This window comes from Chryseobacterium electrogenes, from assembly GCF_053553015.1.
The window spans coordinates 1,428,405-1,452,676 of record NZ_JBNPPB010000002.1 but is presented as its reverse complement, the minus strand read 5'-3'; the positions used below and the strand labels follow the sequence as shown (position 1 = coordinate 1,452,676).

The window sequence follows — 24,272 nt, the reverse complement described above, 5'->3', positions numbered from 1 at the left end:
CAATTTGTTTTTTTTTGATTTGAGCGATATTTTTGTATCAGAAAAACAATTAGAAAAACACACATTTTATAAATCACACAAATGATGATTAATTTGTAAAAAATAAAAACTAATAACCATTTTTTATAATTTACTCAGAACTTAACAACCATGCAATAACTTTATTGTTAAAGCTCAACTAGTATTAGTTGAGCTTTTGGTTTTATAGTACTATTCATAGTTTATAAAATATAAAATATTCTTATTTTTGAACAAATTTAGAATCAATGTCAACATTTATTGATTTTGGACTAGCCAAAAGATCTATCGAAAAACAGCAACAAAGCATGAATAAGATAACGGAACTTTTCCATATAAAATACCCAATTATCCAAGGTGGGATGATATGGCATAGCGGTTGGAGGCTTGCTTCTGCAGTCTCTAATAATGGAGGCTTGGGACTTATAGGTTCTGCTAGTATGTATCCTGATATTTTGAGAGAAAATATCAAAAAGTGCAAAGCAGCAACAGATAAGCCTTTTGGGGTTAATGTAGCGCTATTATATCCTAACCTTGAAGAGATTATCAATATCATTCTCGAAGAAGGGGTGAAAATTGTTTTTACCTCTGCGGGAAATCCTAAAGCTTACACTGAGACACTTAAAAAAGAAGGTGTAAAAGTGGCACATGTTGTATCTAGCGTTAAGTTTGCAGTAAAATGTCAAGATGCTGGCGTAGATGCTGTTGTGGCAGAAGGTTTTGAAGCTGGTGGTCACAATGGGCGAGATGAGACAACGACCTTGTGTCTTATCCCTAATGTGAGAAAGCATATCGATATTCCGCTGATTGCAGCGGGTGGTATTGGACTTGGTAGCCAGATGAAAGCTGCGATGATTTTGGGGGCAGATGGTGTCCAGATTGGATCTCGCTTTGCAGCAACCGAGGAGGCGAGCTCTCATATTAATTTTAAGAATAAAATTGTAGAACTTGGTGAAGGTGATACGCAGTTGACTCTGAAAGAGTTAGCGCCAGTAAGAATGGTTAAAAATCAGTTTTTCCATGAGTTAGATGCTTTATATGACACGGGCAGAAATACTGAGGCGCTTAAAGAAACTTTAGGCAGAGCACGTGCAAAACGTGGGATGTATGAAGGAGATTTAGTTGATGGTGAATTAGAAATTGGGCAGGTTTCTGCTTTGATAGATGAGATTCTTCCGGTTGATAAAGTTTTTCAGAATTTGATTAAAGAGTTTAATGATGCTAAAGTTGATTTGACTTTATAGCAAAATTTTTTAAAAAAAAGACGGCTAGCAATACAGTCGTCTAATATGAACAGATAAGTAACTATAATGTTTTCTAAGCAAGAAGCACAATTATTAAGAAAGGAATTTTGGACAGCCTTTGGGAAATCATTTCCTAGAAAATGGTTGTTATATGATACTAAAATAAAGGATTTTTCTTTTAAATTTCATGCCGATAATAAGAAGGCAGAAGTCTCTCTAGATATCGAAATGAAGGACGAATTGTTCCGAAATGCCTATTATAATAAAATATGGTCATTGGAGTCGTTATTGGAAGAATCCATTGGCGATTTTACCAAAGAAGAATTCTATACCTTAGAAAACGGGAAGGTTATCGCTAGAATTTGGGTAGAAAAAACAGGTGTAAGCATTTTTAATAAACAAAGTTGGCCGGATATTTTCGAGTTTTTTGTGGAAAAGATGGATGCTTTCGAAAGATTTTTCTACGAATATGAAGATTTTATTAAAGATATATAATGAAAGTAATCACAATAAAAGCCAAAGATTTTTTTGAATTGTTAAAATTGAAAGGAGAATCTATGTGGGATCTTTTCGCATCGCTTATTGATGGCGAAGAAAAAGAATTAATTTTTTTAGACGAAGAAGAAAAATGTCTTTTTAACTACATTTTGCCAGATAATTTAGAGAAGCTCAATCAAGATAGAGAGACTTTTTCTAAAGAATATGCCGATAAGTTGAGTCACCTTAACTAACTGTTTTCGGACAAAGGAAAAATATAAATTATTAGCCCCGGTTGCAGCGGATAGCCTGCAACCAGTGTTGGTTAAGCTCTGGCGTGAAGCCTATGAGCGGAAAACGGGACCCATATTGGTAGAATGTGGTTATAGTCTTGCTCCTAAATTATTTAGTCTGTTTTAAGTTTTTGCGCCATTCTATATAGCCGATAATTGCCATAAATGTAAATACAAAATATTGTATTGAGGTAATGCCAAGTCCTTTGTATAGCATCATTGGGATGCAGATAAGATCTCCAATAATCCAAAATAACCAGTTTTCTACACAACGTTTTGCCATGAGTAGCATGCCTACTAGAAATAGGGATGTGGTGAAGATATCTAAGTAATTAGCCCAATCTAAATGATATAAACCTAATTCTGTGCCTTGCATGGAAAAATGATTATCTATGAATGGTTTGAAATAGTATACCACTCCTACAAATAATAGACTGGTGAAAAATAAAAGTATAGAGTTTTTCCAATCTTTAGAACTTGCTTTTTGTATGTTAACATGGATGCTGTCATCAGAATGTCTAGCCCATAATATCCAACCGTAGATACTCATTATTGTGTAGTAAACGTTAATTAACATGTCTCCTAATAATCCGAAAATGTACATAATGTATATAAAAAGAATCGTAGAAATGAGACCAGTTGGGTAAACCCAAATATTTTTTGTGATAGAAAAATACACGCTTGAGATACCGAAAATGGTTGCAATAGCTTCTAATGTAACGAGATATGTAGGGTAACTGTCGTATTGTGCAGTCAGGTTGCTGAAGAAATCAATCATAATTGTAAAGATACATATTTCATAAAAATTATCGAATATTATTAATATATCTTTAATGTTAAATTTTAGGGATTACTATAATGAATTTTAATATTTTGTTAAGAATTGATGTTGTAATGTCTTTTTTTTTATATTTTCGTAACCTGAAATAGATATTAAAAGAAAATAATATGTCAAGTATTTGGACAAAAAAACCAATCAGCGCCTACGAAGCTGATATGAAGAAAAGCGAGCTTAAGCGCGTTTTAGGAAAATGGAGTCTAACAGCCATTGGGGTAGGAGCAATTATTGGAGGAGGTATTTTTGTACTTACTGGGACAGGGGCTTATTATCATGCAGGACCAGCTTTGGCAATTTCTTTTATTGTAGCTGGTATTGCTTGTGTTTTTGCAGCATTATGTTACGCAGAATTTGCATCTATTATACCTGTAGAAGGCTCTGCTTATGCTTATGCCTATGGTACGGTAGGAGAGATTTTTGCTTGGGCAATGGGTTGGTGTCTGATATTAGAGTACGCCATGGCAAGTATGGCTGTATCGGTCAGCTGGTCAGGGTATTTCAATAAGTTTCTTAAGATATTTGGCGTGCATCTGCCATCCTATTTGACTACCGATCCATCTAGTTATACGGGAGACGGATTTTCTATGAATTTACCAGCATTTATCTTAGTGTTATTAATAACAGCGCTTCTGGTAAAAGGGACAAAAGAAGCTGCTAATACTAATAATCTTATTGTGGTAATGAAAACTGCCGCAGTTATCTTTGTAATTATTACCGGGATTTATATTATATATTCTAATACTGATTTTTATACACCTACAGAAGGTGTTAAAAACTGGAATCCTTTTATTCCCGCAGAAACCCTTATAAAAAACCATGAAGGTGAAATGGTCTCAGCTTATGGTGTAAAAGGTATTATATCAGGTGCGGCGGCTATTTTCTTTGCTTACATTGGCTTTGACGCTGTTTCTACTCAAGCCGGTGAAGCTATTAATCCTAAGAAAGATGTTCCGTTTGCTATTATTACATCACTTTTAATTTGTACAGGACTATATATTTGTGTATCATTAGTATTAACAGGGATGATGCATTATACAGACTTTAATCCAGCTGGGAAATTTCCAGATGCAATAAAAGCACCTGTTGCTTATGCATTTGAGATTGCAGGTTACCATTGGGCGAGTAATATTATTACAATTGCAGCAACAGTAGGTCTTATATCTGTAGTCATGGTTATGATGATGGGGCAATCGCGTATCTTTATCGGGATGTCAAAAGATGGATTAATTCCTAAATTCTTTGGAGAATTACATCCAAAAACTAAAACACCATATAAAGGAATTATTTTGCTAGGTATTGTTGTTGCATTTGTTGCGGCATTTACTCCTATTTCTACATTAGCTGAAATGACGAGCTTTGGGACATTGTTTGCTTTTACTTTAGTATGTATTGCAGTATGGGTACTGAGAAAAAAAGAACCTAATCTTGAAAGAACTTTTAAAGTACCAGCCTATAAAGTAATTGTTACATTAGGAGTATTAATAAATCTCTACTTAATTACTAATTTAAGCGTTCATGCCATACAACTTTCTGCTGGCTGGCTTGTATTAGGTATTTTAGTTTATATTTTTTATGGTAGAAAAAATAGCCATCTAAATAATCCAGATAAATATAAGGACACCAATTATTAATTATATTCTTTTTAAGACCCGCTTTCTGGCGGGTTTTTTATTGCGTTAAAGCTAATTTTTCAATGTTTTAAAAGGTATGTTAATAATATAAAATTATTATAATAATCGTCTTATAATTGTAATTAAAGAATGAAATGGTTTTCTGGAGGTAATTCTCTAATTAATGTAATATATACTTAATTATTAATTGCATTTTATGTCATAACGATTGTGTTTCGAGCTAATTATTATTTTTATCTTACATTCTGTTATGATTTTATATATTGTTTTTTATGATTTTATTAACAATACTTTGCCCTATTTACAAGGCTTTATTGATAAGATTTTTCTAATTTAGCAGAAAAATTTATTGATGTCAAAGACTGTAGATGATATTAACAAAAGTAGATTACGTAGTAGTAACATTACCGTAGTGATTAGTATTGCTTTAGTTCTTTTTTTAGTAGGACTATTCGGGTTAATCCTTATTAATGCTCAGAAATATTCTGATTATATTAAAGAGCAGTTGGTCGTACAAGCGTATTTTGATGAGCATTTGGATCCTAAAGATTCTTCCAAGGTAGAAAAGCTTAATCAAGAAAGTTTTGAGACGATTAAGAAGTTTCCATTTGTAAAAAAAGCAACTTATATTTCTAGAGAACAAGCTTCTAAAGAAGCAAAAGCTAGTATGGGGATTGACTCTGAGGCGCTTTTTGATGCCAATATTTTCCCACCTTCTGTAGAAGTATCGCTTAAACCAGAATATGTAGATCCTGCCAAAATAGAATCTGTAGTACAAGAGCTTTCTAAAGTACCTGGGATAAAAGAAGTGAAAAATGATGATTCTCTAACGAAATATGTATATAACAATCTTAATCGTATTCTTAAGTGGATTTTAGGATTCTCTATTTTGTTTTTGATTTTAGCTATAGTTTTGATTAATAACTCAATACGCCTTAAGATTTTTTCTAAACGTTTTATCATTAAAACAATGCAATTGGTAGGCGCTAAGAGAAGATTTATTCTTAAACCTTTCATCATAGAAGCTGTCGTATTAGGCTTATTAGGTGCTGTAATAGGGTTATTGGTATTAGGTGGCGTATGGTATTTCTTTACAAGGGAGATTGATACGGACTTTATCCAGGATCCTAACAAATTTACTTTGTTAATAGTTGTTGTTTTCTTAGTCGGAATCGTTATTACAATTCTTAGTACTATATTTGCAACTTGGAGATTTTTACGATCTAACGTGGACGATCTTTATTACTCATAGATTATGGCAAAAAAAACTAAAAATACAGCAGATAAATACGGAGCACCGCAGGCTAAAGCACCAGCAAAGGAAAATACCTTTTACTTTGGTAATAGAAATTTTAAATTGATGTTATTAGGTTTAGCTTTTATCGTTGTTGGCTTTTTATTAATGATGGGTGCAGATGCCAATACAACGCCAGAAGGGAAATTAGATCCTAATTATTGGAACGAAGGTATCTTCTCCATTAGAAGAGTTAGGATTGCTCCAATTTTTGTAATCGCAGGATTTGTGATACAAATTGTAGCTATCTTAAAAAAGAAATAAATAGATTCTGGAAACAGATTTTAATATTAAATTAATTAAGCTTTAGGTATTACCTAGAGCTTTACTTATATCAACACATATGGATTTATTACAAGCAATAATTATCGCAATTATAGAAGGATTAACAGAATATCTTCCGATCTCTTCTACGGCGCATATGGGCTTTACTGCCAGTCTGATGGGCATGGAGGAAACAGAATTTCTTAAGATGTTTCAGGTGTCCATACAATTTGGTGCTATCTTATCGGTTGTAGCTGCTTACTGGAAAAAGTTTTTTGATTTTAGTAATCTTAAATTTTATTTCAAGTTAGGTTTTGCAGTAATTCCAGCTTTAGGACTTGGTTATTTGTTTGATGATAAAATCGAAGCCGTTTTAGGAAACCAAATTGCCATTTCATCCATGTTAGTTTTCGGAGGAGTTATATTATTGTTTGTAGATAATTGGTTTAAAAATCCAAAAATCCATGACGAAAAAGATATGTCCATAAAGACTGCTGTAACCATTGGATTTTGGCAATGTCTGGCGATGATGCCTGGGACAAGCCGAAGTGCAGCCTCTATTATTGGAGGTATGACACAAGGATTATCCAGAAAAGCCGCCGCCGAATTTTCTTTTTTCCTAGCGGTGCCTACCATGTTGGCGGTAACCGTTTATTCAGTTTTTGTAAAAACTTGGGGCAAAGAAACTGCCACTCCCATGAAAGGTTATGAGATGATTTTGGAATCTCAAAATCATATTATCGCCTTTGTTGTCGGTAATGTTGTGGCCTTTGTTGTGGCACTAATTGCGATCAAAACATTTATAGGATTGCTTAACAAATATGGCTTCAAACCTTGGGGATGGTACCGTATTTTTGTGGGTGTTGCTTTGTTAATTTATTTCACTTGGTTTAAGTAAGTTATTACTTTCAAACATTTTTTTCATTTGGGCAGCTTTTCCGCCTTCCGTTCCCGCTTTTTTACCTTCACTACGTTTCGGTAAAAAGAGCTCTACTCAAGTCGGGCTGCGAGCGATTCGATGTTTTAATGCAAAATCCTTAAGAGATAAGAATTAAGGAATAAGGAAAAATACCTAAGAACTTAGCACAAAAAACTAAAAACCATCAACCAAAAACTAAAAACCAAACACTACCAACCAATCTAAAATGACAGCAGAAGAATTACAAGAAGGATACGTATTTTTATTAGATAAGCCATTAGATTGGACGTCTTTTCAGGCGGTAAATAAATTGAAATACAAACTGAAAAATCAGTTCAAAACATTACCTAAAAAGTTCAAAATTGGGCATGCCGGGACTTTGGATCCACGGGCGACGGGACTTTTAATTGTTTGTACCGGTAAGTTTACCAAGAAGATTCCAGAGATACAAGATGCGCCCAAGGAATATTGGACAGAAATAAAAATCGGTGCACAAACCGAATCTTACGACACCGAAAAGCCAGAAATTCTACACCAAGATATATCTCATATTACAGAAGATGCTATACATAAAGCTTTAGAAAAATTTGTTGGAGAGATCGATCAGACGCCGCCTATTTTTTCGGCGATTAAGATTGATGGCAATAGAGCTTACGATCTAGCAAGAGCAGGTAAAGACGTCGAAATGAAATCTCGTAAGACCACTATATTTTATATCAATGATGTTGTCATTAACGATAATATTATTAGTTTTACGGTAGGTTGTAGCAAAGGCACTTATATCAGAAGTCTGGCGCATGATATTGGGCAAGAGTTAGGTGTTGGCGCTTATCTTACGCAACTGAGACGAACTAAGATTGGAGATTATTCTGTAGAAAATGCAACGTCAGATTATCTCGATAATGAGTTTGCATTTCCTGAGTAAGAATTTTAATTTGATTGCTTGTTTCAAGAAAATATAGATGTAAATTATAAAAACACGAATGATTAGTTCGTGTTTTTTCATGTTATGATTTTTATTTCTATTCTCTCATTCTATTTATTTTAACTTTTTCAGTCAGAAGAACTATACCGTTTATGACAATGATTAATTTTATTTTCGATGATAAAAGTCTTATTTTTGCATCGTGGATAAAATTAGAATTAACAAATATCTTTCAGAAGTAGGATATTGCTCAAGAAGAGCTGCTGATAAGCTATTGGAAGAAGGTCGTATCAAGATTAATGGCGTAGTCCCGGAAATGGGAAGTAAAGTGTCTGATCAAGACGAAATTCTCGTAGACGATGTGTCTATCAAAAAGACCGAAGAAAATCATGTTTACATCGCTTTTAACAAGCCTGTTGGGATTGTTTGTACTACCGACACTAAGCGAGAACAAGATAATATCATAGAATATATCAACCATCCTAAGCGTATTTTTCCTATCGGTAGATTGGATAAACCCAGCGAAGGGCTTATCTTGCTGACGTCTGACGGAGATATTGTTAATAAAATATTGCGCTCTCGTAATAATCATGGTAAAGAATATGTGGTGCGTGTAGACAAGCCGATAACGCTTAGATTTCTTGAGAAAATGAGAAATGGCGTGCCGATTTTGGATACTGTGACTAAGAAATGCGAAGTAGAGCAGATAGATACCATGACTTTTAGGATTGTGTTAACGCAAGGTCTTAATCGTCAGATCAGAAGGATGTGTGAACATCTTGAGTACGAAGTAAAAAAACTAAAACGTATCCGAGTGCTTAATATCAAGCTAGATATCCCTGTTGGGCAATGGCGAGATCTTACCAAAGATGAGTTGCATGCGCTTAATTTCCTGTTAGATAAATCAGCTAAAACTGCGGATTAAATTAAAAAAGCCTAAAAATAAAATGCTAAATCGAGAATGTATCAACCAATCGATTTAGCATTTTGTTATTTTATAGAATATCACCGCATCTCCGTATTATCACATCATCCAATCAACTATTTAACATACCAACGCATTCTCGCTTCGTATTCTGGTTTTAGTTTGAGATATTTCCAGATTTTTTGATCGTCGGGATTACTGATTCTATAGAAGATTATTTTGTCTGCAGAATATTTGAAATAAGGATGATTCTTTAGCCAATCTTCTGGCGCATCTACCAAAGAATATCTTTGTACATCATCTGTGGAGAATTTACAAGTATTAATCAGCTTTTCCATCATTTCTTTGTCGATGTTGTAGGTGTCCAGCATTTGTTGCTTGTTCATGAAGCCACCTAATTTTTTTCGGAATCCAATGAAACTTCCTGCCGCTTTTTCGTCAAAACCAAATTCTATCAATTGCTTAAAACTTATTTTGTTAAGATCAAGATTGGCAAAGTCCGTTTGTTGAGAAGTTTTTGATACTGTTTTTTCACTGGAATTAGATTTGAAATTATTAGGATCCAAAACAATATAAGGTTTCATTTCGTTGTATTTTTCTTCAGAAATAACAAAACAAGCTTTAATATCTTCTAATGTTTTGAAACTTCCTCTCAGGTTTCGATCTCTATAATTGACAATTGTTTGTGCTTGTTTGTCGCTAAATCCTAGTTTTTTCCAAGCTTCAAAATCTAAAAGATTAGGATCAAATTTTTTATATTGAATTTTCTCTTTTTGCTGAAATTTAGCAAAAGATCTGTAATTTTCTGGTGTTTTGTTGGGTAATATCAGAAAAGGAGACATCTGGGAAAACTGATTGTCATTAATCATAAAACATTCCTTCAGTTTTTCTTTACTGACGAAACTTCCGCCAAGATATTGTTTGTATTTTAGAATTGCGGCAGCTTGTTTTTCAGAAAAACCCATGGTTTGCCAATCTGTTTGAGATAATTGATCTGGATTGAATTTGCCGGAAATATTCAGTTTTTTGTCAGAATAATTTTTGTCGAAACCAACTTTATTATTGTCGTCTAATAAGATGTAAGGCTCTAGCAGATTATATTTTTCCTCAGAAATAGCATAACATTTTTTAAGCTGTGCTTTAGAAGTAAATTGTCCGCCAACAATCTGTTTGTACTTTAGAATAGTTGAAACTTGCTTTTCTGAAAAGCCTAATTTTTCCCAATCTTTTTCGTCAAGATTATTGGGATTGAAATTGGTGAGAAAGATATCTTCAGCTTGTTTTTTCTCAAACTTAATATCTGGAAATGGAGGCGGAGTAGACTTTGGGTAAAATTCTAAGCTTAACTTGATACAAAATAATATAATCCCAAAAGTGAAAAGTGCATAAAATTGTTTTCTGCGCGTCTCAAAGGCTAAATTTGATTTCATAACTTAATGTTTTAAATAAAGTTATGAAATCAAAGAATAGCTTCGGAAATTATTTTATTATGTTAATAATCAGTGGTTTTTGTATCCAGTGATTGTTTTAGTTTTAGAAGTTCAGATTTAATAAATTCTAAACGATCTATTATGGTAATGGTTTCTGATATTTTAGAATTGGTGGTTAATGCGACACGTGCACCGTCCAGTGTGTAGCCTTTTTCTTTAACCAAATGAAATATCATTTTGAAATTACTAATATCTTCTGGTGTAAAATATCGATTGCCTTTTTTATTTTTTTTAGGCTTTATAATAGGAAATTCTTGCTCCCAATAACGTATAAGAGACGCATTAACATCAAAAGCTCTGGCAACTTCACCAATAGAGTAATATAGCTTGTCCGGAAGATTAATTTTCATACTAAAATCAAAGATAAAAAAAACTCAGAAGTATTGCAACTGTATCTATTAATAAGCAATTTCCATTTTTACTTTTTTGCCTTTCAGTTTTTCTGTTGACAATTTTTTAAGCAAATCTTTTACTTTTTTTCTAGAAACAGCAACGTATGATGTCGTGTCTTTTACTTCGATAAGTCCAACATCTTCTTTGTTGAGTTCGCCTTTTTTGATCAGATAACCTACGATGTCAACCTTGTTAACTTTGTCTTTTTTGCCAACACTAATATATATAGTCTCGAAAGGTGTTTCTGCAGGAATTTTTGTGTCGCCCTGTACGTTGACAACTTTGATGTCATTTTTAAGAAACGGAAAATTGTCATCTTCCTTCATGATAAGATAGGCAAATCCTTTAGCATTCATCCTTGCAGTACGACCGTTTCTGTGGATAAAAGCATCTTCCTTAGGCGGTAATTGATAATGCACGATAGATTCTACTTCAGGAATGTCAAGACCACGAGCAGCAAGATCTGTTGTGATTAATATTCTTGCAGAGTCATTTCGGAATTTGAGCAATGCACGCTCTCTGTCATCCTGATCCATCCCACCATGGAAGGTCTCACGCTCTATTCCTTTTTCCTTTAACAAATCAGAAATTCTGTCAACGGCATCTCTATGATTACAGAAAATAAGCGTTCTTTTGTTTCCGATTTTACAAACTAGATTAAATAAAGCGTCCAACTTTTCTTCCGATGTTGTAATGACTTTTTTAAACTGAATATCAGGCACATTTTCTCCTAACTTTAGGAAATCGATGATTTTTTCGTTTTTTAAACCTGCAAATTCTGGGATTTCTTCCATCATCGTTGCAGACGTCAAAATGCGTTGAGACAGATTTCTCATAGACTGAATGATGAAACTCATTTCTTCTTGAAACCCAAATTCTAATGACTTATCAAACTCATCTAATACCAATGTTTTAATCGTTCTTGGGTCAAATTTTTCATTTCTCAAGTGATCTGCCACACGTCCTGGCGTGCCAATTAATAAAGCTGGCGCTTCTATAAGATTGTTGGCTTCGATTTTTTTGTCATGTCCACCATAGGCAAGCGTAACCTTGAAGTCCGTCTTCATCGCTTTGAAAACTTGCTCTATCTGGATCGCTAGTTCTCTTGCTGGGACTAATACCAAAGCTTGTATGCCAGAGGTGTTAGGATTAAGATTTCTAAGAACGGGCAATAAGAAAGCCAATGTTTTTCCTGATCCTGTTGGGGATAACAAGACAGTATCTGTATTATTTTCGGTGATTTTATAAGTAGACTTTTGCATTTGATTCAATTCCTGAATCTGCAAGTTTTTTAAGATTGAATTTAATTCCATTTTGCAAAGATAAGATTTTGAATACGTAATAATTTGTTTTCGTGTTTTGCTTTTTAAATATTTAAAATTAAAAATAATAAAGATTGAAAGTCATTATTTTATTTTAGCCCAAAGGATAATATAAAAACAAGTCTATATAATATGTTTTGTATTGAAAAAAGTCGTATTTTTGCAACGCTTTTTATGGGTAATAATCGACGAGGTAAAATATTAATAATTAACAACTTCCATTTTCCTAGACCATAAGTTAGTCGAAGCTAGAAAGAAAACGGAATACAAATTTTATTAGAAAATGTCAAAAGAGACAAATTCAGCAGAGGTTTTATTAAACCAAAACGTAGCACCAGAACAATTTGATTGGGAATCTTTCGAATCAGGATTAGACGCTAACGACAGATCAGAAAAGAAAGAATTAGAAGAAATCTACAATGGTTCTCTTAACGATCTTGCAGAAAACGACGTTATCGTTGGTAAAGTTGTAAGATTAACTGATAAAGAAGCTATCGTTGATATCAACTTTAAGTCAGAAGGTGTTATCTCTCTTAACGAATTCCGTTACAACCAAGGCCTTAAAGTAGGTGACGAGGTTGAAGTAATGGTTGACAGAAGAGAAGACAAGTCAGGTCAATTACAATTATCTCACAGAAAAGCAAGAACGCTTAAAGCTTGGGATAGAGTTAATGAGCTACACGAAACAGGAGAAATCGTTAACGGTTTTGTTAAGTCTAGAACTAAAGGTGGTATGATCGTTGACGTACACGGCATCGAAGCATTCTTACCAGGTTCTCAGATTGATGTTAAGCCTATTAAAGATTACGATCAATATGTTGGTAAAACTATGGAGTTCAAAGTGGTTAAAATTAACCCTGAGTTCAAGAACGTAGTTGTATCTCACAAAGCATTGATCGAAGCAGATATCGAAGGTCAGAAAAAAGAAATCATCGCTCAATTAGAGAAAGGTCAAGTACTTGAAGGTACTGTTAAGAACATTACTTCTTACGGTGTATTTGTTGATCTTGGAGGTGTTGATGGATTGATCCACATTACAGACCTTTCTTGGTCTAGAGTTAACCATCCATCAGAAATCTTGGAAGACGGTCAAACTGTAAAAGTGGTTATCCTTGATTTTGATGATGAGAAAACAAGAATCCAATTAGGTATGAAGCAATTAGAAGCACACCCTTGGGATGCTCTAGATGCTAACCTTAAAGTTGGTGATAAAGTAAAAGGAAAAGTAGTTGTTCTTGCTGACTATGGTGCTTTCGTAGAGATCGCTCCAGGTGTAGAAGGATTAATCCACGTTTCTGAAATGTCTTGGTCTACACACTTAAGATCTGCTGGTGACTTCGTGAAAATCGGAGACGAGGTAGAAGCTGAAGTATTAACATTAGACAGAGAAGACAGAAAAATCTCTCTAGGTATGAAGCAGTTATCTCAAGATCCTTGGGCTAACATCGAAGCTAAATATCCAGTAGCTTCTCAGCATGTAGGAACTGTAAGAAACTTTACTAACTTCGGTGTATTCGTAGAATTAGAAGAAGGTATCGATGGTCTTATCTACATCTCTGATCTTTCTTGGACTAAGAAAATCAAGCATCCATCTGAGTTCTGTGCAGTTGGTGATAAATTAGACGTAATCGTTCTAGAATTGGATACTCAAGCTAGAAGATTATCTTTAGGTCACAAGCAATTGACAGAAAACCCTTGGGATAAATTCGAAACTAAATATGCAGAAGGAACAGTACACGCTGGTAAAGCTGTAGACGTTTTCGATAAAGGTGCTGCTGTACAATTCGAAGATGCTGAAGTTGAAGCATTCTGCCCATCAAGATTATTAGAGAAAGAAGATGGATCTAAAATCAAGAAAGGAGAAGATGCTCAATTTAAAGTAATCGAATTCAACAAAGAATTCAAAAGAGTAGTTGTTTCTCACACAGGAATTTTCCGTGATGAAGAGAAAAAAGCTGCAAAAGAAGTGAAAACTTCTTCATCTTCTAACAACGAAGAGAAATCTACTTTAGGTGATATCGACGTATTAGCAGAATTGAAAAAGAAAATGGAAGGAGGTAACTAATCTCTAGACCTTATCTTTATATACTAACCGTCTCTTTGGAGGCGGTTTTTTTATTTATTTTCGGCAGATTAAAAAATATGCCGTAATTTTGCAAGTCTTGCCCAAAATAAAAGGAGCAAGTTTTAAATTAAGATTAATATGGTACAAAATAATGTATTAAAAGGAGTTATCCTTGTAGGATTAGGCGCTAGTTTTTATGGTATGTTGGCAACTTTTGTTAAGTTGTCTTATAAAGAGGGTTTTACGACGGCAGAGGTTACTGCAGCGCAATTTGTTTTAGGTATTATTGGGATGTTAATCCTTAATATTATTCAGTCAAAATTTACGACTTCAAAACATAAAGATATTACAAGTTTTGATAAAAGAAAATTGATGTTAGCAGGTACATCTATGGGATGTACAAGCTTATTCTATTATCTGTCAGTACAATACATTAATGTATCTGTGGCGATTGTATTATTGATGCAGTCTGTATGGATAAGTGTTGTTGTAGAGGCTGCTTTAAAAAAAGAATTTCCAAATCTAAGAAAGATAATATCTGTAGTTATTGTTTTGATAGGAACATTATTAGCAACAAATATCGTAAAGCAAGATATAGAATTGGATTGGAGAGGGATTATGTGGGGATTATTAGCGGCATCTTCGTTCTCGCTAACAATGTTTACAGCTAATAGTATTGCGAGTTATGCATCTCCACTTAAGAAGACATTATGGATGCTTTTAGGAGGTTCTGTTATTGTTGCTTTGTTTCTGTTTTTTGGTCAGATTGGACCATTGCATTCTGATGCTTTAAAATCTTTTTATCATATTTTTTCTGATAATGAAGCTAATATTAGACCTTTTGACCTTTCTATATTTTGGAAGTACGGTTTAATTTTGTCATTATTCGGGACGATTTTACCACCATTATTGTTTAATGCAGGATTTCCAAAAGCAGGCTTGGGATTGGGGAGTATTATCAGTTCTATAGAATTACCTGTTTCTGTAACAATGGCATTCTTATTATTACACGAAAAAGTTGAAGCAATCCAATGGTTTGGTATTGCTATGATTCTTTTTGCTGTTGTTTTGATGAATTTACCTAAAAAGAAAATGTATAGAGGAAAAGAAACTGAATAGTCGGTTTTATTGAATTATAAACAAAATATTTTTATTTATAAGATAAAATCATTAAACTTGCTTCCATTAATTATAATAAATAATATTATGAAGAGAATTTTATGTTCTTTAACGGTAGCAAGTTTAAGTTTTTTTTCTGCCCAAATTTCAGTCTCAGAAGCTTTCGAGACGACGCCAACTATTGATAAAGGTTTTATTGTAGATGGTTTTGCTAGTTCTGCAAATCCTGTTGGTTGTAGTGGCAGGGCATTATCTAAGAATTTTTGGTCTGCAAACACTAATGTAAAAAATACGATGGTGTACACCTCTGATAAATCTAACGGAGGAAAGCTTTCAATTTCGTTTAAGTATAAGCATCCTGGATTATCCAATTCTAACCCAAAAGTAGATGGAATTTTGAAGGTTGAGTATTCTGTCAATAATGGCGAGTATCAATTACTTAATTCTTATGATTTAAAAACACATCAACATGGATGTTTAAGTTATACTAAGGTTCTTGATGAAGGTACTATTCCTGCAGATAAAAATTTTAAACTAAAGATTAGCGGTACTTGGGTAAGCGGTGATTTTTATATAGCTATTGATGATTTTGCAATTACTCAAGATGCTCCAACTCTTTCTGTTGATTCGGTTTCTAATAAGCAAACTGCAATTTATCCCAATCCTGTGCAAAATGTTATCAACCTTACTGATCATAAGTCTGTGAAAAGACTAATCATTATCGACGCTTCTGGTAGAGTGGTAAGATCTATTGAACAACCTACACAGGCAACGGATATTTCTACTTTAAAATCGGGAAATTACATCGTTAGTTTAGTATCAAGCAACGGAACAACTACTTCTTACAAAATCATCAAAAAATAGTTTTAGTAATGAAAAAAATCTTAATTACGCTATCATTAGCGGTTTCTGCTGTGTCTTTTGCTCAGATTAACTATAACGAAAGTTTTGAAGTTAATAATGGAGGATTTTCTAATATAGGTTTTTTTAGAAGTAAAACCACTTCGGTATGTCAGGGAGATTATGCACTTATAAGAAATCTTTATCCATCGGTAACGACTGGGTCAACGACATATTCTTCGTCTAATTCTTCTGGTGCGGCAATAGGTGTTTCTTTCAGTTACAGAACTTTTAATTATGCTTTAGAATTAAACAAAAAAGTTTCTGGAGAAATGGTTGTAGAATATTCTAAAGATGATGGTGTTACTTATACGCAGGCTTCTAAGGTAGATTTGACCGAGATATTCGCTTGTAGAACTTACTCTATTAAAATCCCGGAAGGTGCTGTACCCAAAGGATCTAAATTTAAATTCAGAGTTACAGGAAATCAAAAAGCAGATGGTGATTTTTATTTGATTTTAGATGATTTTAAGTTTGCTCAAGCCACATTAGCGACTGCTGATATTGCTAAGTCAAAACTAAGTATTCATCCCAATCCGGTTAAAGATATTCTTTACATAGATCATGATCATTCTGTAGAGCAAGCTATTATTTCTGATTTGTCGGGACGTCAGATCAAAACTATAAAGCTATCAGAAAATAAAGTGGATGTTAGTGATTTGAAATCAGCTAACTATATCGTTACAATAATAGATAAAGAAGGGAAGCAACAATCTTCTAAGATTATTAAGAAATAGTCTGCTATAATCTAGAAAATCAAAAAGGCCGAGAAAACTAATTCTCGGCCTTTTCTTTGGGTTAAATAATATGATTATAAAAAATCAATTAGAATTTGTAACCTACTCCAACTTGGAAATTGTTGTTTCTGTTCTTGTTATCAGAGTTATTAAGTGATGTTTTACCATCTTTATTAATATCTGTAAAGCCAGCGATATATCTAGCGTTGATACCAAAGTTCTTAGTAATATCAAATCCTAAACCTAGTGCAGCTCCCATATTAAAATTATTGTATTGATCTTTTACATCTTCAGAACTGCTAGATAACGTAGTGTTATTCACCTTGAATTCTCCTTTTTGCTTAGCGCTCACGAGGAAACCAAATTCTGGTCCTGCTTCAATATAAAACTGTGGCGTAGCCTTAAATTGGAACATTACAGGTACAGTGATATAATCTAGATTTCTTTTACCATTAGAAGAAATTGTATTGCCTGCAAAATTATAAGACTCCTTAATATCAGCACCCATCTGGCTATATAAAACCTCTGGCTGGATACTAAATTGCTCTGACAATGGCGCATTCATAAAAAGACCACCATAAAAACCAACTTTTGATTTTGCATCATCGTATCCATCTTTAGAGATTGAAGAGATATTTGCTCCTGCCTTAATACCAAATTGTTGTGCAAATGACATTGATCCTACTACAACTGCTAATCCTACAAATAACTTTTTCATAATATTAAATTTTAAGTTTCAATTTTTTAATTTGTTTTACGCAGATGTTACTTTCAAATACTTTGCCAAAAAAATAAAAAAGCCTTATTTAGTTACGTAAATAAGGCTTTTTTTATGTTAAATTTTTTATTTTAAAATATTGAATATTAATATATTATAAGCTTTTTTACAATTTTGTAAAAAATATTTTTTTAATAGTAAAATTTGATTTGTTTTTATTGGTTTTTCAAGCTTCTATAGAAATCAAGTGTTAATATAATCTGCTCAATACTCACTTTTTGGTCGTATAGACAATGTCCAATATCGTCGATTAGAGAAAAGCTAATGTAGCCGTCCGTATTTTTTTTATCGTGATACATCATATTAATAATATCGTCATTGGTAAAATGGTCAATATTAATATAAGGGAAATATTTTCTAATCTGTTGGATAATCTCCGTTGTTTTGTCAATTGTTATAAGATGTGCTAGAAGTGCCAAATGCGTTTCGCAGATCATTCCTAGCGCAACCGCTTCACCATGCGGAATAAGATTGCCTTGTTGTAAGAAAAGACTTTCTACACCATGACCAATGGTATGACCAAAGTTCAGAGTTTTTCTAACATCCAACTCCCGGAAATCTTTTTCTACAACATCTTGTTTTATTTGCATACTATTAGCAATGTAAGGCGCTACACTTTCCGCTGTTAATTCTGCGATAGAAGTTAGGTCTTTCCAATGACTTTCGCTGGCAATAAGTGCGTGTTTTAGCATTTCTGCAAAGCCACTTCTCAGTTGGATGTAATCAAGAGTTTTAAGATAATTAGGATAGACAAAGATCTGCTCTGGCTCTGTAAAAGTCCCGATAATATTTTTGAGATAACTGTGATCTATACCTGTTTTTCCGCCAATAGAAGCATCGCACATTCCTAATAAAGAGGTTGGTACATTAATAAATTTGATACCACGCTTATAAGTAGAAGCTACAAAACCGCCCATATCAGTAATCACACCACCACCAACATTTATAAGAAGAGATTTTCTGTCAGCTTCCATTTCTGCGAGGATTTCCCATAGTTGTACTGCTGTTTCTATGGTTTTATTTTCTTCACCAGATTCTACTTCTATAATCTCAAAAGGAACATTTATTTCTAGATTCCCCAACAATATTGGAAGACAATGTTCGTGGGTATTCTCGTCCGCCAAAATATAAATTTTAGTGGGTTTGCAATCTTCGATATAAGCATTAATCGCTGTGAAATCCTGGTCCAGAAGCTTTATCATAACATAATTTTCAACAAAATTAGAGGATTTTAATTTAATTTCAATCTTTTTTATGGGGTAACCTTGTTATTCCCTCAGCTTTTCTTAGGCTATAACAAGGTCGGGCTTCTTCGGGCTACGCTTCGCTGCGGTCTGGCAACTGCGTTTTGCCAGACCAGCTCGTGCCTCGCTGCCCTGCATATCCCTTACCCAGAAGCGGTTACAATAGTCTACTGGTATCAATTGTAGAAAGATGAGAAAACTCAAGTCAAATCGTTTTGCATCTTCTCAAAAATGGTTAATTTTGAACACCTAAATTTTTGAAATGAGTATTTTTAATGATACAAAGTTAGCGTTCGCAGATAAGACCGATGCACAGCTAAGAAAAGCCTTTTGGATGTTCAAAGGAATAGAAAATCCTAGCCTAACTAAAGTGGGCGTTTCCATGCTTAATTTTACGGTTAAGCATAATTTTCCGTTTGTGGATAGCATTGTGAAGAAAACTTTGTTTGAGCAGTTTTGTGGAGGAGAGACCAGAGAAGAAAGTATGGCTGTTGTTAAGACACTTTTCAAACATAGAATAGGAAGTATTTTCGATTATTCCATAGAAGGTAAAAGCGAAGAATCTACTTTTGATGCACTTGCTAAAGAGATTAAAGATATTGTTAGATTTTCGGTTGGCAATCCAGCAATTCCGTTTGTCGTATTTAAGCCAACTGCTTTTGGTAGGATAGAGATCTATGAAGAAGTAGGAAAAGGTGTTGAATTAACCACAAGCCAAAAAGAAGAATGGGCGAGAGTAGTACAACGTTTTGATGAAGTTTGTAAACTATGTTACGAAAGTGACAAGAAAGTAATGGTAGACGCAGAGGAAACTTGGATGCAAGATGCTGCAGATCAACTTTGCGAGGAGATGATGGAGAAGTACAATCGTGAGAAACCTATCGTGTGGAACACCATCCAGATGTACAGAACTGGCCGACTAGAGTACATGGAGGCACATCTTACTCGTGCCAGAGAGAAAAATTATTTTATAGGTTATAAGATTGTAAGAGGTGCCTATATGGAGAAGGAGCGTGCTAGAGCATCAGAAAAGAACTATGCCGATCCAATCCAGCCTAACAAAGAAGCATCGGATGTTAATTATAATGCGGGGATAGATTTTGTGATGAATCATCTAGATAAAGTTTCTGCATTCTTCGGGACGCATAACGAAAAATCTACCGAGTTAATCATGGATAAGATGAAAGCTAATGGTCTAGAGCAAGATAACCGACACATTCATTTTGGACAATTGTACGGGATGAGTGATAATATTTCTTATTATTTAGCAGACAAAGGTTATAATGTTGCTAAGTATTTACCTTACGGACCACTAAAAGATGTTGTGCCTTATCTAACAAGAAGAGCGCAAGAAAATACTTCTGTTGCTGGACAAACAGGACGAGAGCTAGGTCTCATCGAAAAAGAACTTAAAAGAAGAAAACAAGCTTAAGTAAAGTTTTTTATACTACCTCACAGGCTATGTGGGCTAAAAAGTTATATTGAGAAATTTTGAAACCGTATAGGTAGAAAAGTCTTTCAGTGTAACTTTTTTATTATTTTTAGATATTATAGAGATTTAATAAATAAAATTTACTAAATAGCAAAGATTTTTCCAGTCGCCAATTTTGATGGTGTTTTTTTTATACTTTAAAAGGAATGGTAAATCTAACTAAAATAGAGGGTGAGGTGACCGGATTATGTCTTTCTCTTAAGTTTAATATAAAATTAATTTCAGCATAAAATAATAAATCACTTATAATGACAGATAAAAAAGAAATCTTCGATAAAATAGAAAAAACACTTGCAGAACAAGGTTTTACTATTGCAGTAAAAGATGACTCGAGGCCGTGGGGCGGTTTTTTTGTACTAGACGAAGATCAGGCACAGAAATTTGCAGATCAATACTTTGATGGACATGATGTAGAAAACCTAAGAATAGGAGGAAAGCTAAGTCCTAAAATTCTAATCGTTGCACCTAATACTAGATTAAGCTGGCAATACCATGATAGGAGAGCAGAGATATGGCAAGTTGTAGAAGGTATTGTTGGGGTAAAAAGAAGTAATACAGATGAAGAAGGCTTACTGAAAGAATATCAGCCAAATGATCAAATAAAGCTTAAGCAGGGAGAAAGACACCGCCTCATAGGATTGGATACTTGGGGAGTTGTGGCAGAAATATGGCAACATACTGATGCTAATTATCCTTCTGATGAGACTGATATTGTGAGAGTACAAGATGATTTCGGGAGAGATTAATAATCCGATTATTCGCTATAAAATATTCAAAAAAATAACATTTATTAAGATGCCGCCAATGGATTAATATCTCCAATGGGCGGCATTTTTTATTTAAAAACATTATTTTTAGTTCTGATTTTAAAATTAAAACTGAATTAAATTCTCCTAACTTTTATTAATATGAAAATAGCGTGGATCTGGATATTGAAATTCAAAATCTAAATCTTTGATTAATTTTTCTGGAGAAATAGTTCTGCCAACTAATGTTCTCGCAACAGTAAAAGGCAAATCTTTCTGTGCATTGATGACTTCCTCTTTGCTTGGATGTATTGGCGCCACAATATTATAAACTTTAGATTCAGAATGATTATTCAACATTTTTTCGATGACAGAACAGATATCCGCATAATGAATATGATTTACTAATTGATCAAGACCAGAGATATTATAATTCTTCAAAAGTCTCTGACCACCCATCAATCCTGCCAATCTTAAGATATTAGCTTGTGGGAATTTCTCCAAAATAAAATTTTCACTTTCTACACTTTCTTCTTTCTGATTTTCTTCCTTAAAATCCCTTTGAATATCAGGATAAACGCCGGTGGAGCTCATCAGAAAAATCTGTCCTTTATAATCGCCAAGAAAGTTCAATAGATTTTCACGTTTGTCTGTCATAGAAATCTGTGCACCTCGTATCCCCGAAAACGGAACACTGATGATGATTGCATCAAGTTGCGAAGCTACATCCCAAGCTTTCATATCACGATCTAGGGTTTCTGGGAAACTGACTAGAGTTGTGTGATAGCCTTTTGCACTCAAGTTTTCTACTTTACTTGGCGTTGTGGTCGTTACAAAAATCTCATATTGGTTTTGCAGGTGCTCTGCAATGTGAGTCCCGAGCCAGCCACAGCCTATTATTCCTAGTTTTTTCATTTTTAATATGTATTAATCGCTTTTAAAGCATGATATTTCTGAAATTCAAAAATATCATTTTATTTCTACACAGTTTGTCAATGACTTTGCCGAACATTTGATTTCCGGAGGAATCTTTTATGTTGTTTAGGTTCTTACAGAATGACAATATTGGGCTCTAATTCTCTATGCAGGTTTGTCTGTCTTAGGTTTGATTACTGAATTTTTTGCTGCTTTCACTAGCTCATTGGTGTCTTTGTATAATAGTTCCCAGCCGGAGATGTCTTTCATCGCTATCAGGAGGTTGAGATAGGTTTTCAGGTTTCTCTCCAGATCCTTGCGTATGGCAGTTGCGCTGGTCATGTTTCTAAGGTCGGCATTAGCTTCTGCCTGTGTGGCAAATAGGGTTTCGAAGGCGGTATGTTTCGCTTTCAGCTCTGCTACAGCGGCATCTAGGGAGAGGTTCGTTATTTTTTGTTTGTTAGCGGGTAAGTCTAGCTCCTCTATCAGCTTTTTCAGCTGTGCCGTTTGTGAGGAGTAGCTTAGACGGTCTATACCCAGTCCATAGGTCTTGAAAATCAGATACAGATCTGCCGCCGCCTGATGGTTGGGCGCAGATGATAGTTGACGATAGCCACTCAAGAAGTTTTTCAGGCTGGCATAGGCGAGATCCCGATCGCGGTCTGCTGTGGCAACATCTTCGCCTTTGCCGCTGTAGCTTTGCTTGGTGTAGACCTTGTCATACTCAGCGTAAGAATTTTGCAGTGCAGTGGTGAGCGGGTGGTTGGCAATTACGGGATATTTCCCAGATTGGATGTTGGCGATAATTCTCTGAGCCAAAGTTGCCAAATCTTTTGTACTAAGGCGTGCTAATGAAATTTTCATAATGTAAATGTGTTTTATTTATTAAATGTATATGAATCAATGAAAACAAATATAAATAATTCTGCATTTAGTTAAAAACATTTTGCGGGAAATAAAATACAACTGCAAAAGATCTCCCGCAACTTGTGGGAGACTTCCTGCAATTGCAGGACATTACAAACAAGCCTGTTTTAAATAAAATGCAGTTGCAGGAGGTTTGTTTTATAGGTGATTGCGATGTTTTGCAAGCGCAGATGGTTTGTTTTAAGGGTAGGAGAGATTTTCTAAAATAGTGTGGTTATGGAAAACCGTATTTTGTTACGAATAAGGTTTTTTATATTTGGAATTATTGTATTAACTCTCATACTAAATAATGGGTACGAGCAAGATGCTCGTACCAGCAGGGGAGTGAAGAATACGACTAACCTTTGTTTTCTAAATTGTATCAATGATAGATGGCTTATGTAATTTTGTCATTTAAATTATTTATAAAATGATTTTTTGTGAATAATATCGGTAGTAATGTCACAATTTTAAAATTAATTAGATAAAAACGAGAAAAGTTTATAAAAGGTATTGTAGTTGTGTTGATAACGTTTAATAACAACTAAATTTTATTAATATGCAAAAAGTAATTACAGTTACAACACACACGAACATCATCGATAAAGAAGCAAAATTTACTGAAAAAGAGTATCCACAATTAAATACTTATTTAGAAGATGGATATAAAGTAAAAGAGGTAGTGCCAATTACATTGGCATCATCTACTACATATATGTATTCATTAACTTTTATCTTAGAAAAGTAAAAAATACTAACTTTAATATTGAGAAAATGGAATTAGAATTTAAAAGAGTTGATGATTTTCGTTTGATGAACTTAAACTTACAAAATGGAGATTATCTGTATGAACACGATAAAGATTTATACCCATTGAATAATGAATTTGATCTTACAAATTTATATTTCGTGACAAAATCTTTACAAGAAAATTTAAAAGTATTTTCTATGGTAGGCGATAAGCAAAGAACATTAAATTTGGATAAATTAGATAATAACTGGTGGGTTATGAAATTACCACATTTTATTAGAGAAAAAATTGGATTAAATTAAAAATGAGAAAACCGAACCTTGTGAATTTTCTTATTTAGTAATTTATATTAAAAACGATTTCGCGGATTTGTAATTCGTGACATACAATATTAAGATACAATAAAAAGATAAAAACCTGCCTTACAGCAGGTTTTCTTATATCTAAAAAGATTCAATAGCACGTTTACAAGTAAGTCGAGATATCACGGCAAGGACTAGGATTCCCCTCCTTTGGAGGGGTGGCAAAAATTCAAGGAATTTTTGACGGGGTGGTCATTATACTTTTTCATTCCCATCAAAAATCT

General features: G+C 33.9%; 25 protein-coding genes. 17 read left to right on the top strand and 8 right to left on the bottom strand.

Annotated elements, in window-relative coordinates; all coding sequences use genetic code 11:
* Positions 1–266: 266 nt before the first annotated feature.
* From ACQQ6V_RS06710 to ACQQ6V_RS06700, 3 genes are all read left to right on the top strand, one after another.
* Positions 267–1,262, top strand: a complete 996-nt coding sequence (locus ACQQ6V_RS06710) for an NAD(P)H-dependent flavin oxidoreductase (protein ID WP_448844779.1) — start codon at positions 267–269, stop codon at positions 1,260–1,262.
* A gap of 66 nt (positions 1,263–1,328) precedes the next feature.
* On the top strand, positions 1,329–1,757 hold the full coding sequence (locus ACQQ6V_RS06705; RefSeq protein WP_448844778.1) for a DUF4268 domain-containing protein: 429 nt from the start codon (positions 1,329–1,331) through the stop codon (positions 1,755–1,757).
* Complete coding sequence (locus tag ACQQ6V_RS06700) at positions 1,757–1,993, top strand: hypothetical protein (protein WP_448844777.1); 237 nt, start codon at positions 1,757–1,759, stop codon at positions 1,991–1,993. Before ACQQ6V_RS06705 ends, ACQQ6V_RS06700 begins: the two co-directional genes overlap by 1 nt.
* Before the next feature lie 148 nt (positions 1,994–2,141).
* On the opposite strand, the gene pnuC is transcribed toward ACQQ6V_RS06700, so the two are convergent.
* Positions 2,142–2,810, bottom strand: a complete 669-nt coding sequence (pnuC, locus tag ACQQ6V_RS06695) for a nicotinamide riboside transporter PnuC (RefSeq protein ID WP_448844776.1) — start codon at positions 2,808–2,810, stop codon at positions 2,142–2,144.
* Between the two features lie 170 nt (positions 2,811–2,980).
* Here pnuC and ACQQ6V_RS06690 point away from each other — a divergent pair, with 170 nt between their 5' ends.
* The 6 genes from ACQQ6V_RS06690 to ACQQ6V_RS06665 all read left to right on the top strand — a co-directional run bounded on the left by ACQQ6V_RS06690 (position 2,981) and on the right by ACQQ6V_RS06665 (position 8,828).
* Positions 2,981–4,501 (top strand): amino acid permease, encoded by a 1,521-nt coding sequence (locus ACQQ6V_RS06690; RefSeq protein WP_448844775.1) that lies wholly within the window; start codon positions 2,981–2,983, stop codon positions 4,499–4,501.
* Positions 4,502–4,853: 352 nt separating this feature from the next.
* Positions 4,854–5,753, top strand: coding sequence for a cell division protein FtsX (locus ACQQ6V_RS06685; protein ID WP_448844774.1), 900 nt, complete (start codon positions 4,854–4,856; stop codon positions 5,751–5,753).
* 3 nt (positions 5,754–5,756) lie between these two features.
* Positions 5,757–6,059 (top strand): DUF3098 domain-containing protein, encoded by a 303-nt coding sequence (locus ACQQ6V_RS06680; RefSeq protein WP_448844773.1) that lies wholly within the window; start codon positions 5,757–5,759, stop codon positions 6,057–6,059.
* Positions 6,060–6,138: 79 nt separating this feature from the next.
* Positions 6,139–6,957, top strand: a complete 819-nt coding sequence (locus ACQQ6V_RS06675; RefSeq protein WP_448844772.1) for an undecaprenyl-diphosphate phosphatase — start codon at positions 6,139–6,141, stop codon at positions 6,955–6,957.
* Between the two features lie 247 nt (positions 6,958–7,204).
* Entirely contained in the window at positions 7,205–7,903 is a 699-nt protein-coding gene (gene truB / locus ACQQ6V_RS06670; protein WP_448844771.1) for a tRNA pseudouridine(55) synthase TruB, read from the top strand.
* Between the two features lie 202 nt (positions 7,904–8,105).
* The gene (locus tag ACQQ6V_RS06665; RefSeq protein WP_448844770.1) at positions 8,106–8,828 is read left to right on the top strand and encodes a pseudouridine synthase; all 723 of its coding nucleotides are present in this window, start codon (positions 8,106–8,108) and stop codon (positions 8,826–8,828) included.
* Between the two features lie 116 nt (positions 8,829–8,944).
* On the opposite strand, the gene ACQQ6V_RS06660 is transcribed toward ACQQ6V_RS06665, so the two are convergent.
* The 3 genes from ACQQ6V_RS06660 to ACQQ6V_RS06650 form a co-directional block, all read right to left on the bottom strand.
* A complete protein-coding gene (locus tag ACQQ6V_RS06660; RefSeq protein ID WP_448844769.1) occupies positions 8,945–10,258 on the bottom strand; it encodes a ComEA family DNA-binding protein in 1,314 nt (437 codons plus the stop codon).
* A 62-nt stretch (positions 10,259–10,320) separates the two neighbouring features.
* Positions 10,321–10,668: a MerR family transcriptional regulator gene (locus ACQQ6V_RS06655; protein ID WP_448844768.1), complete on the bottom strand. Its 348-nt coding sequence runs from the start codon at positions 10,666–10,668 to the stop codon at positions 10,321–10,323.
* A gap of 48 nt (positions 10,669–10,716) precedes the next feature.
* Positions 10,717–12,024 carry a DEAD/DEAH box helicase gene (locus tag ACQQ6V_RS06650; RefSeq protein ID WP_448844767.1) on the bottom strand — a complete coding sequence of 436 codons (1,308 nt, stop codon included), beginning with the start codon at positions 12,022–12,024 and terminating at the stop codon, positions 10,717–10,719.
* A 292-nt stretch (positions 12,025–12,316) separates the two neighbouring features.
* On the opposite strand from ACQQ6V_RS06650, the gene rpsA reads away from it, so the two are divergent.
* The 4 genes from rpsA to ACQQ6V_RS06630 all read left to right on the top strand — a co-directional run bounded on the left by rpsA (position 12,317) and on the right by ACQQ6V_RS06630 (position 16,854).
* On the top strand, positions 12,317–14,098 hold the full coding sequence (gene rpsA, locus ACQQ6V_RS06645) for a 30S ribosomal protein S1 (protein ID WP_448844766.1): 1,782 nt from the start codon (positions 12,317–12,319) through the stop codon (positions 14,096–14,098).
* Between the two features lie 138 nt (positions 14,099–14,236).
* On the top strand, positions 14,237–15,217 hold the full coding sequence (locus ACQQ6V_RS06640; RefSeq protein WP_448844765.1) for an EamA family transporter: 981 nt from the start codon (positions 14,237–14,239) through the stop codon (positions 15,215–15,217).
* Positions 15,218–15,304: 87 nt separating this feature from the next.
* Positions 15,305–16,081, top strand: a complete 777-nt coding sequence (locus ACQQ6V_RS06635; protein ID WP_448844764.1) for a T9SS type A sorting domain-containing protein — start codon at positions 15,305–15,307, stop codon at positions 16,079–16,081.
* Positions 16,082–16,089: 8 nt separating this feature from the next.
* A complete protein-coding gene (locus tag ACQQ6V_RS06630) occupies positions 16,090–16,854 on the top strand; it encodes a T9SS type A sorting domain-containing protein (protein ID WP_448844763.1) in 765 nt (254 codons plus the stop codon).
* An 88-nt stretch (positions 16,855–16,942) separates the two neighbouring features.
* Here the strand turns inward: ACQQ6V_RS06630 and ACQQ6V_RS06625 are convergent, their stop codons facing one another.
* Together ACQQ6V_RS06625 and aroB are read right to left on the bottom strand one after the other, a co-directional pair.
* The gene (locus ACQQ6V_RS06625; RefSeq protein WP_448844762.1) at positions 16,943–17,572 is read right to left on the bottom strand and encodes a porin family protein; all 630 of its coding nucleotides are present in this window, start codon (positions 17,570–17,572) and stop codon (positions 16,943–16,945) included.
* A 215-nt stretch (positions 17,573–17,787) separates the two neighbouring features.
* Positions 17,788–18,834, bottom strand: coding sequence for a 3-dehydroquinate synthase (aroB, locus tag ACQQ6V_RS06620; RefSeq protein ID WP_448844761.1), 1,047 nt, complete (start codon positions 18,832–18,834; stop codon positions 17,788–17,790).
* 304 nt (positions 18,835–19,138) lie between these two features.
* Between aroB and ACQQ6V_RS06615 the strand changes: the two genes are divergently transcribed.
* Together ACQQ6V_RS06615 and ACQQ6V_RS06610 are read left to right on the top strand one after the other, a co-directional pair.
* A complete protein-coding gene (locus ACQQ6V_RS06615; RefSeq protein ID WP_448844760.1) occupies positions 19,139–20,308 on the top strand; it encodes a proline dehydrogenase family protein in 1,170 nt (389 codons plus the stop codon).
* A 308-nt stretch (positions 20,309–20,616) separates the two neighbouring features.
* The gene (locus ACQQ6V_RS06610) at positions 20,617–21,114 is read left to right on the top strand and encodes a cupin domain-containing protein (protein ID WP_448844759.1); all 498 of its coding nucleotides are present in this window, start codon (positions 20,617–20,619) and stop codon (positions 21,112–21,114) included.
* A gap of 147 nt (positions 21,115–21,261) precedes the next feature.
* On the opposite strand, the gene ACQQ6V_RS06605 is transcribed toward ACQQ6V_RS06610, so the two are convergent.
* Both ACQQ6V_RS06605 and ACQQ6V_RS06600 read right to left on the bottom strand, forming a co-directional pair.
* Positions 21,262–22,029, bottom strand: a complete 768-nt coding sequence (locus ACQQ6V_RS06605; RefSeq protein WP_448844758.1) for an NAD(P)-binding domain-containing protein — start codon at positions 22,027–22,029, stop codon at positions 21,262–21,264.
* 165 nt (positions 22,030–22,194) lie between these two features.
* Entirely contained in the window at positions 22,195–22,893 is a 699-nt protein-coding gene (locus ACQQ6V_RS06600) for a DUF6261 family protein (protein ID WP_448844757.1), read from the bottom strand.
* A 601-nt stretch (positions 22,894–23,494) separates the two neighbouring features.
* On the opposite strand from ACQQ6V_RS06600, the gene ACQQ6V_RS06595 reads away from it, so the two are divergent.
* Positions 23,495–23,683: a hypothetical protein gene (locus ACQQ6V_RS06595; RefSeq protein WP_448844756.1), complete on the top strand. Its 189-nt coding sequence runs from the start codon at positions 23,495–23,497 to the stop codon at positions 23,681–23,683.
* A 26-nt stretch (positions 23,684–23,709) separates the two neighbouring features.
* The gene (locus ACQQ6V_RS06590; protein ID WP_448844755.1) at positions 23,710–23,988 is read left to right on the top strand and encodes a hypothetical protein; all 279 of its coding nucleotides are present in this window, start codon (positions 23,710–23,712) and stop codon (positions 23,986–23,988) included.
* Positions 23,989–24,272 lie beyond the last annotated feature (284 nt).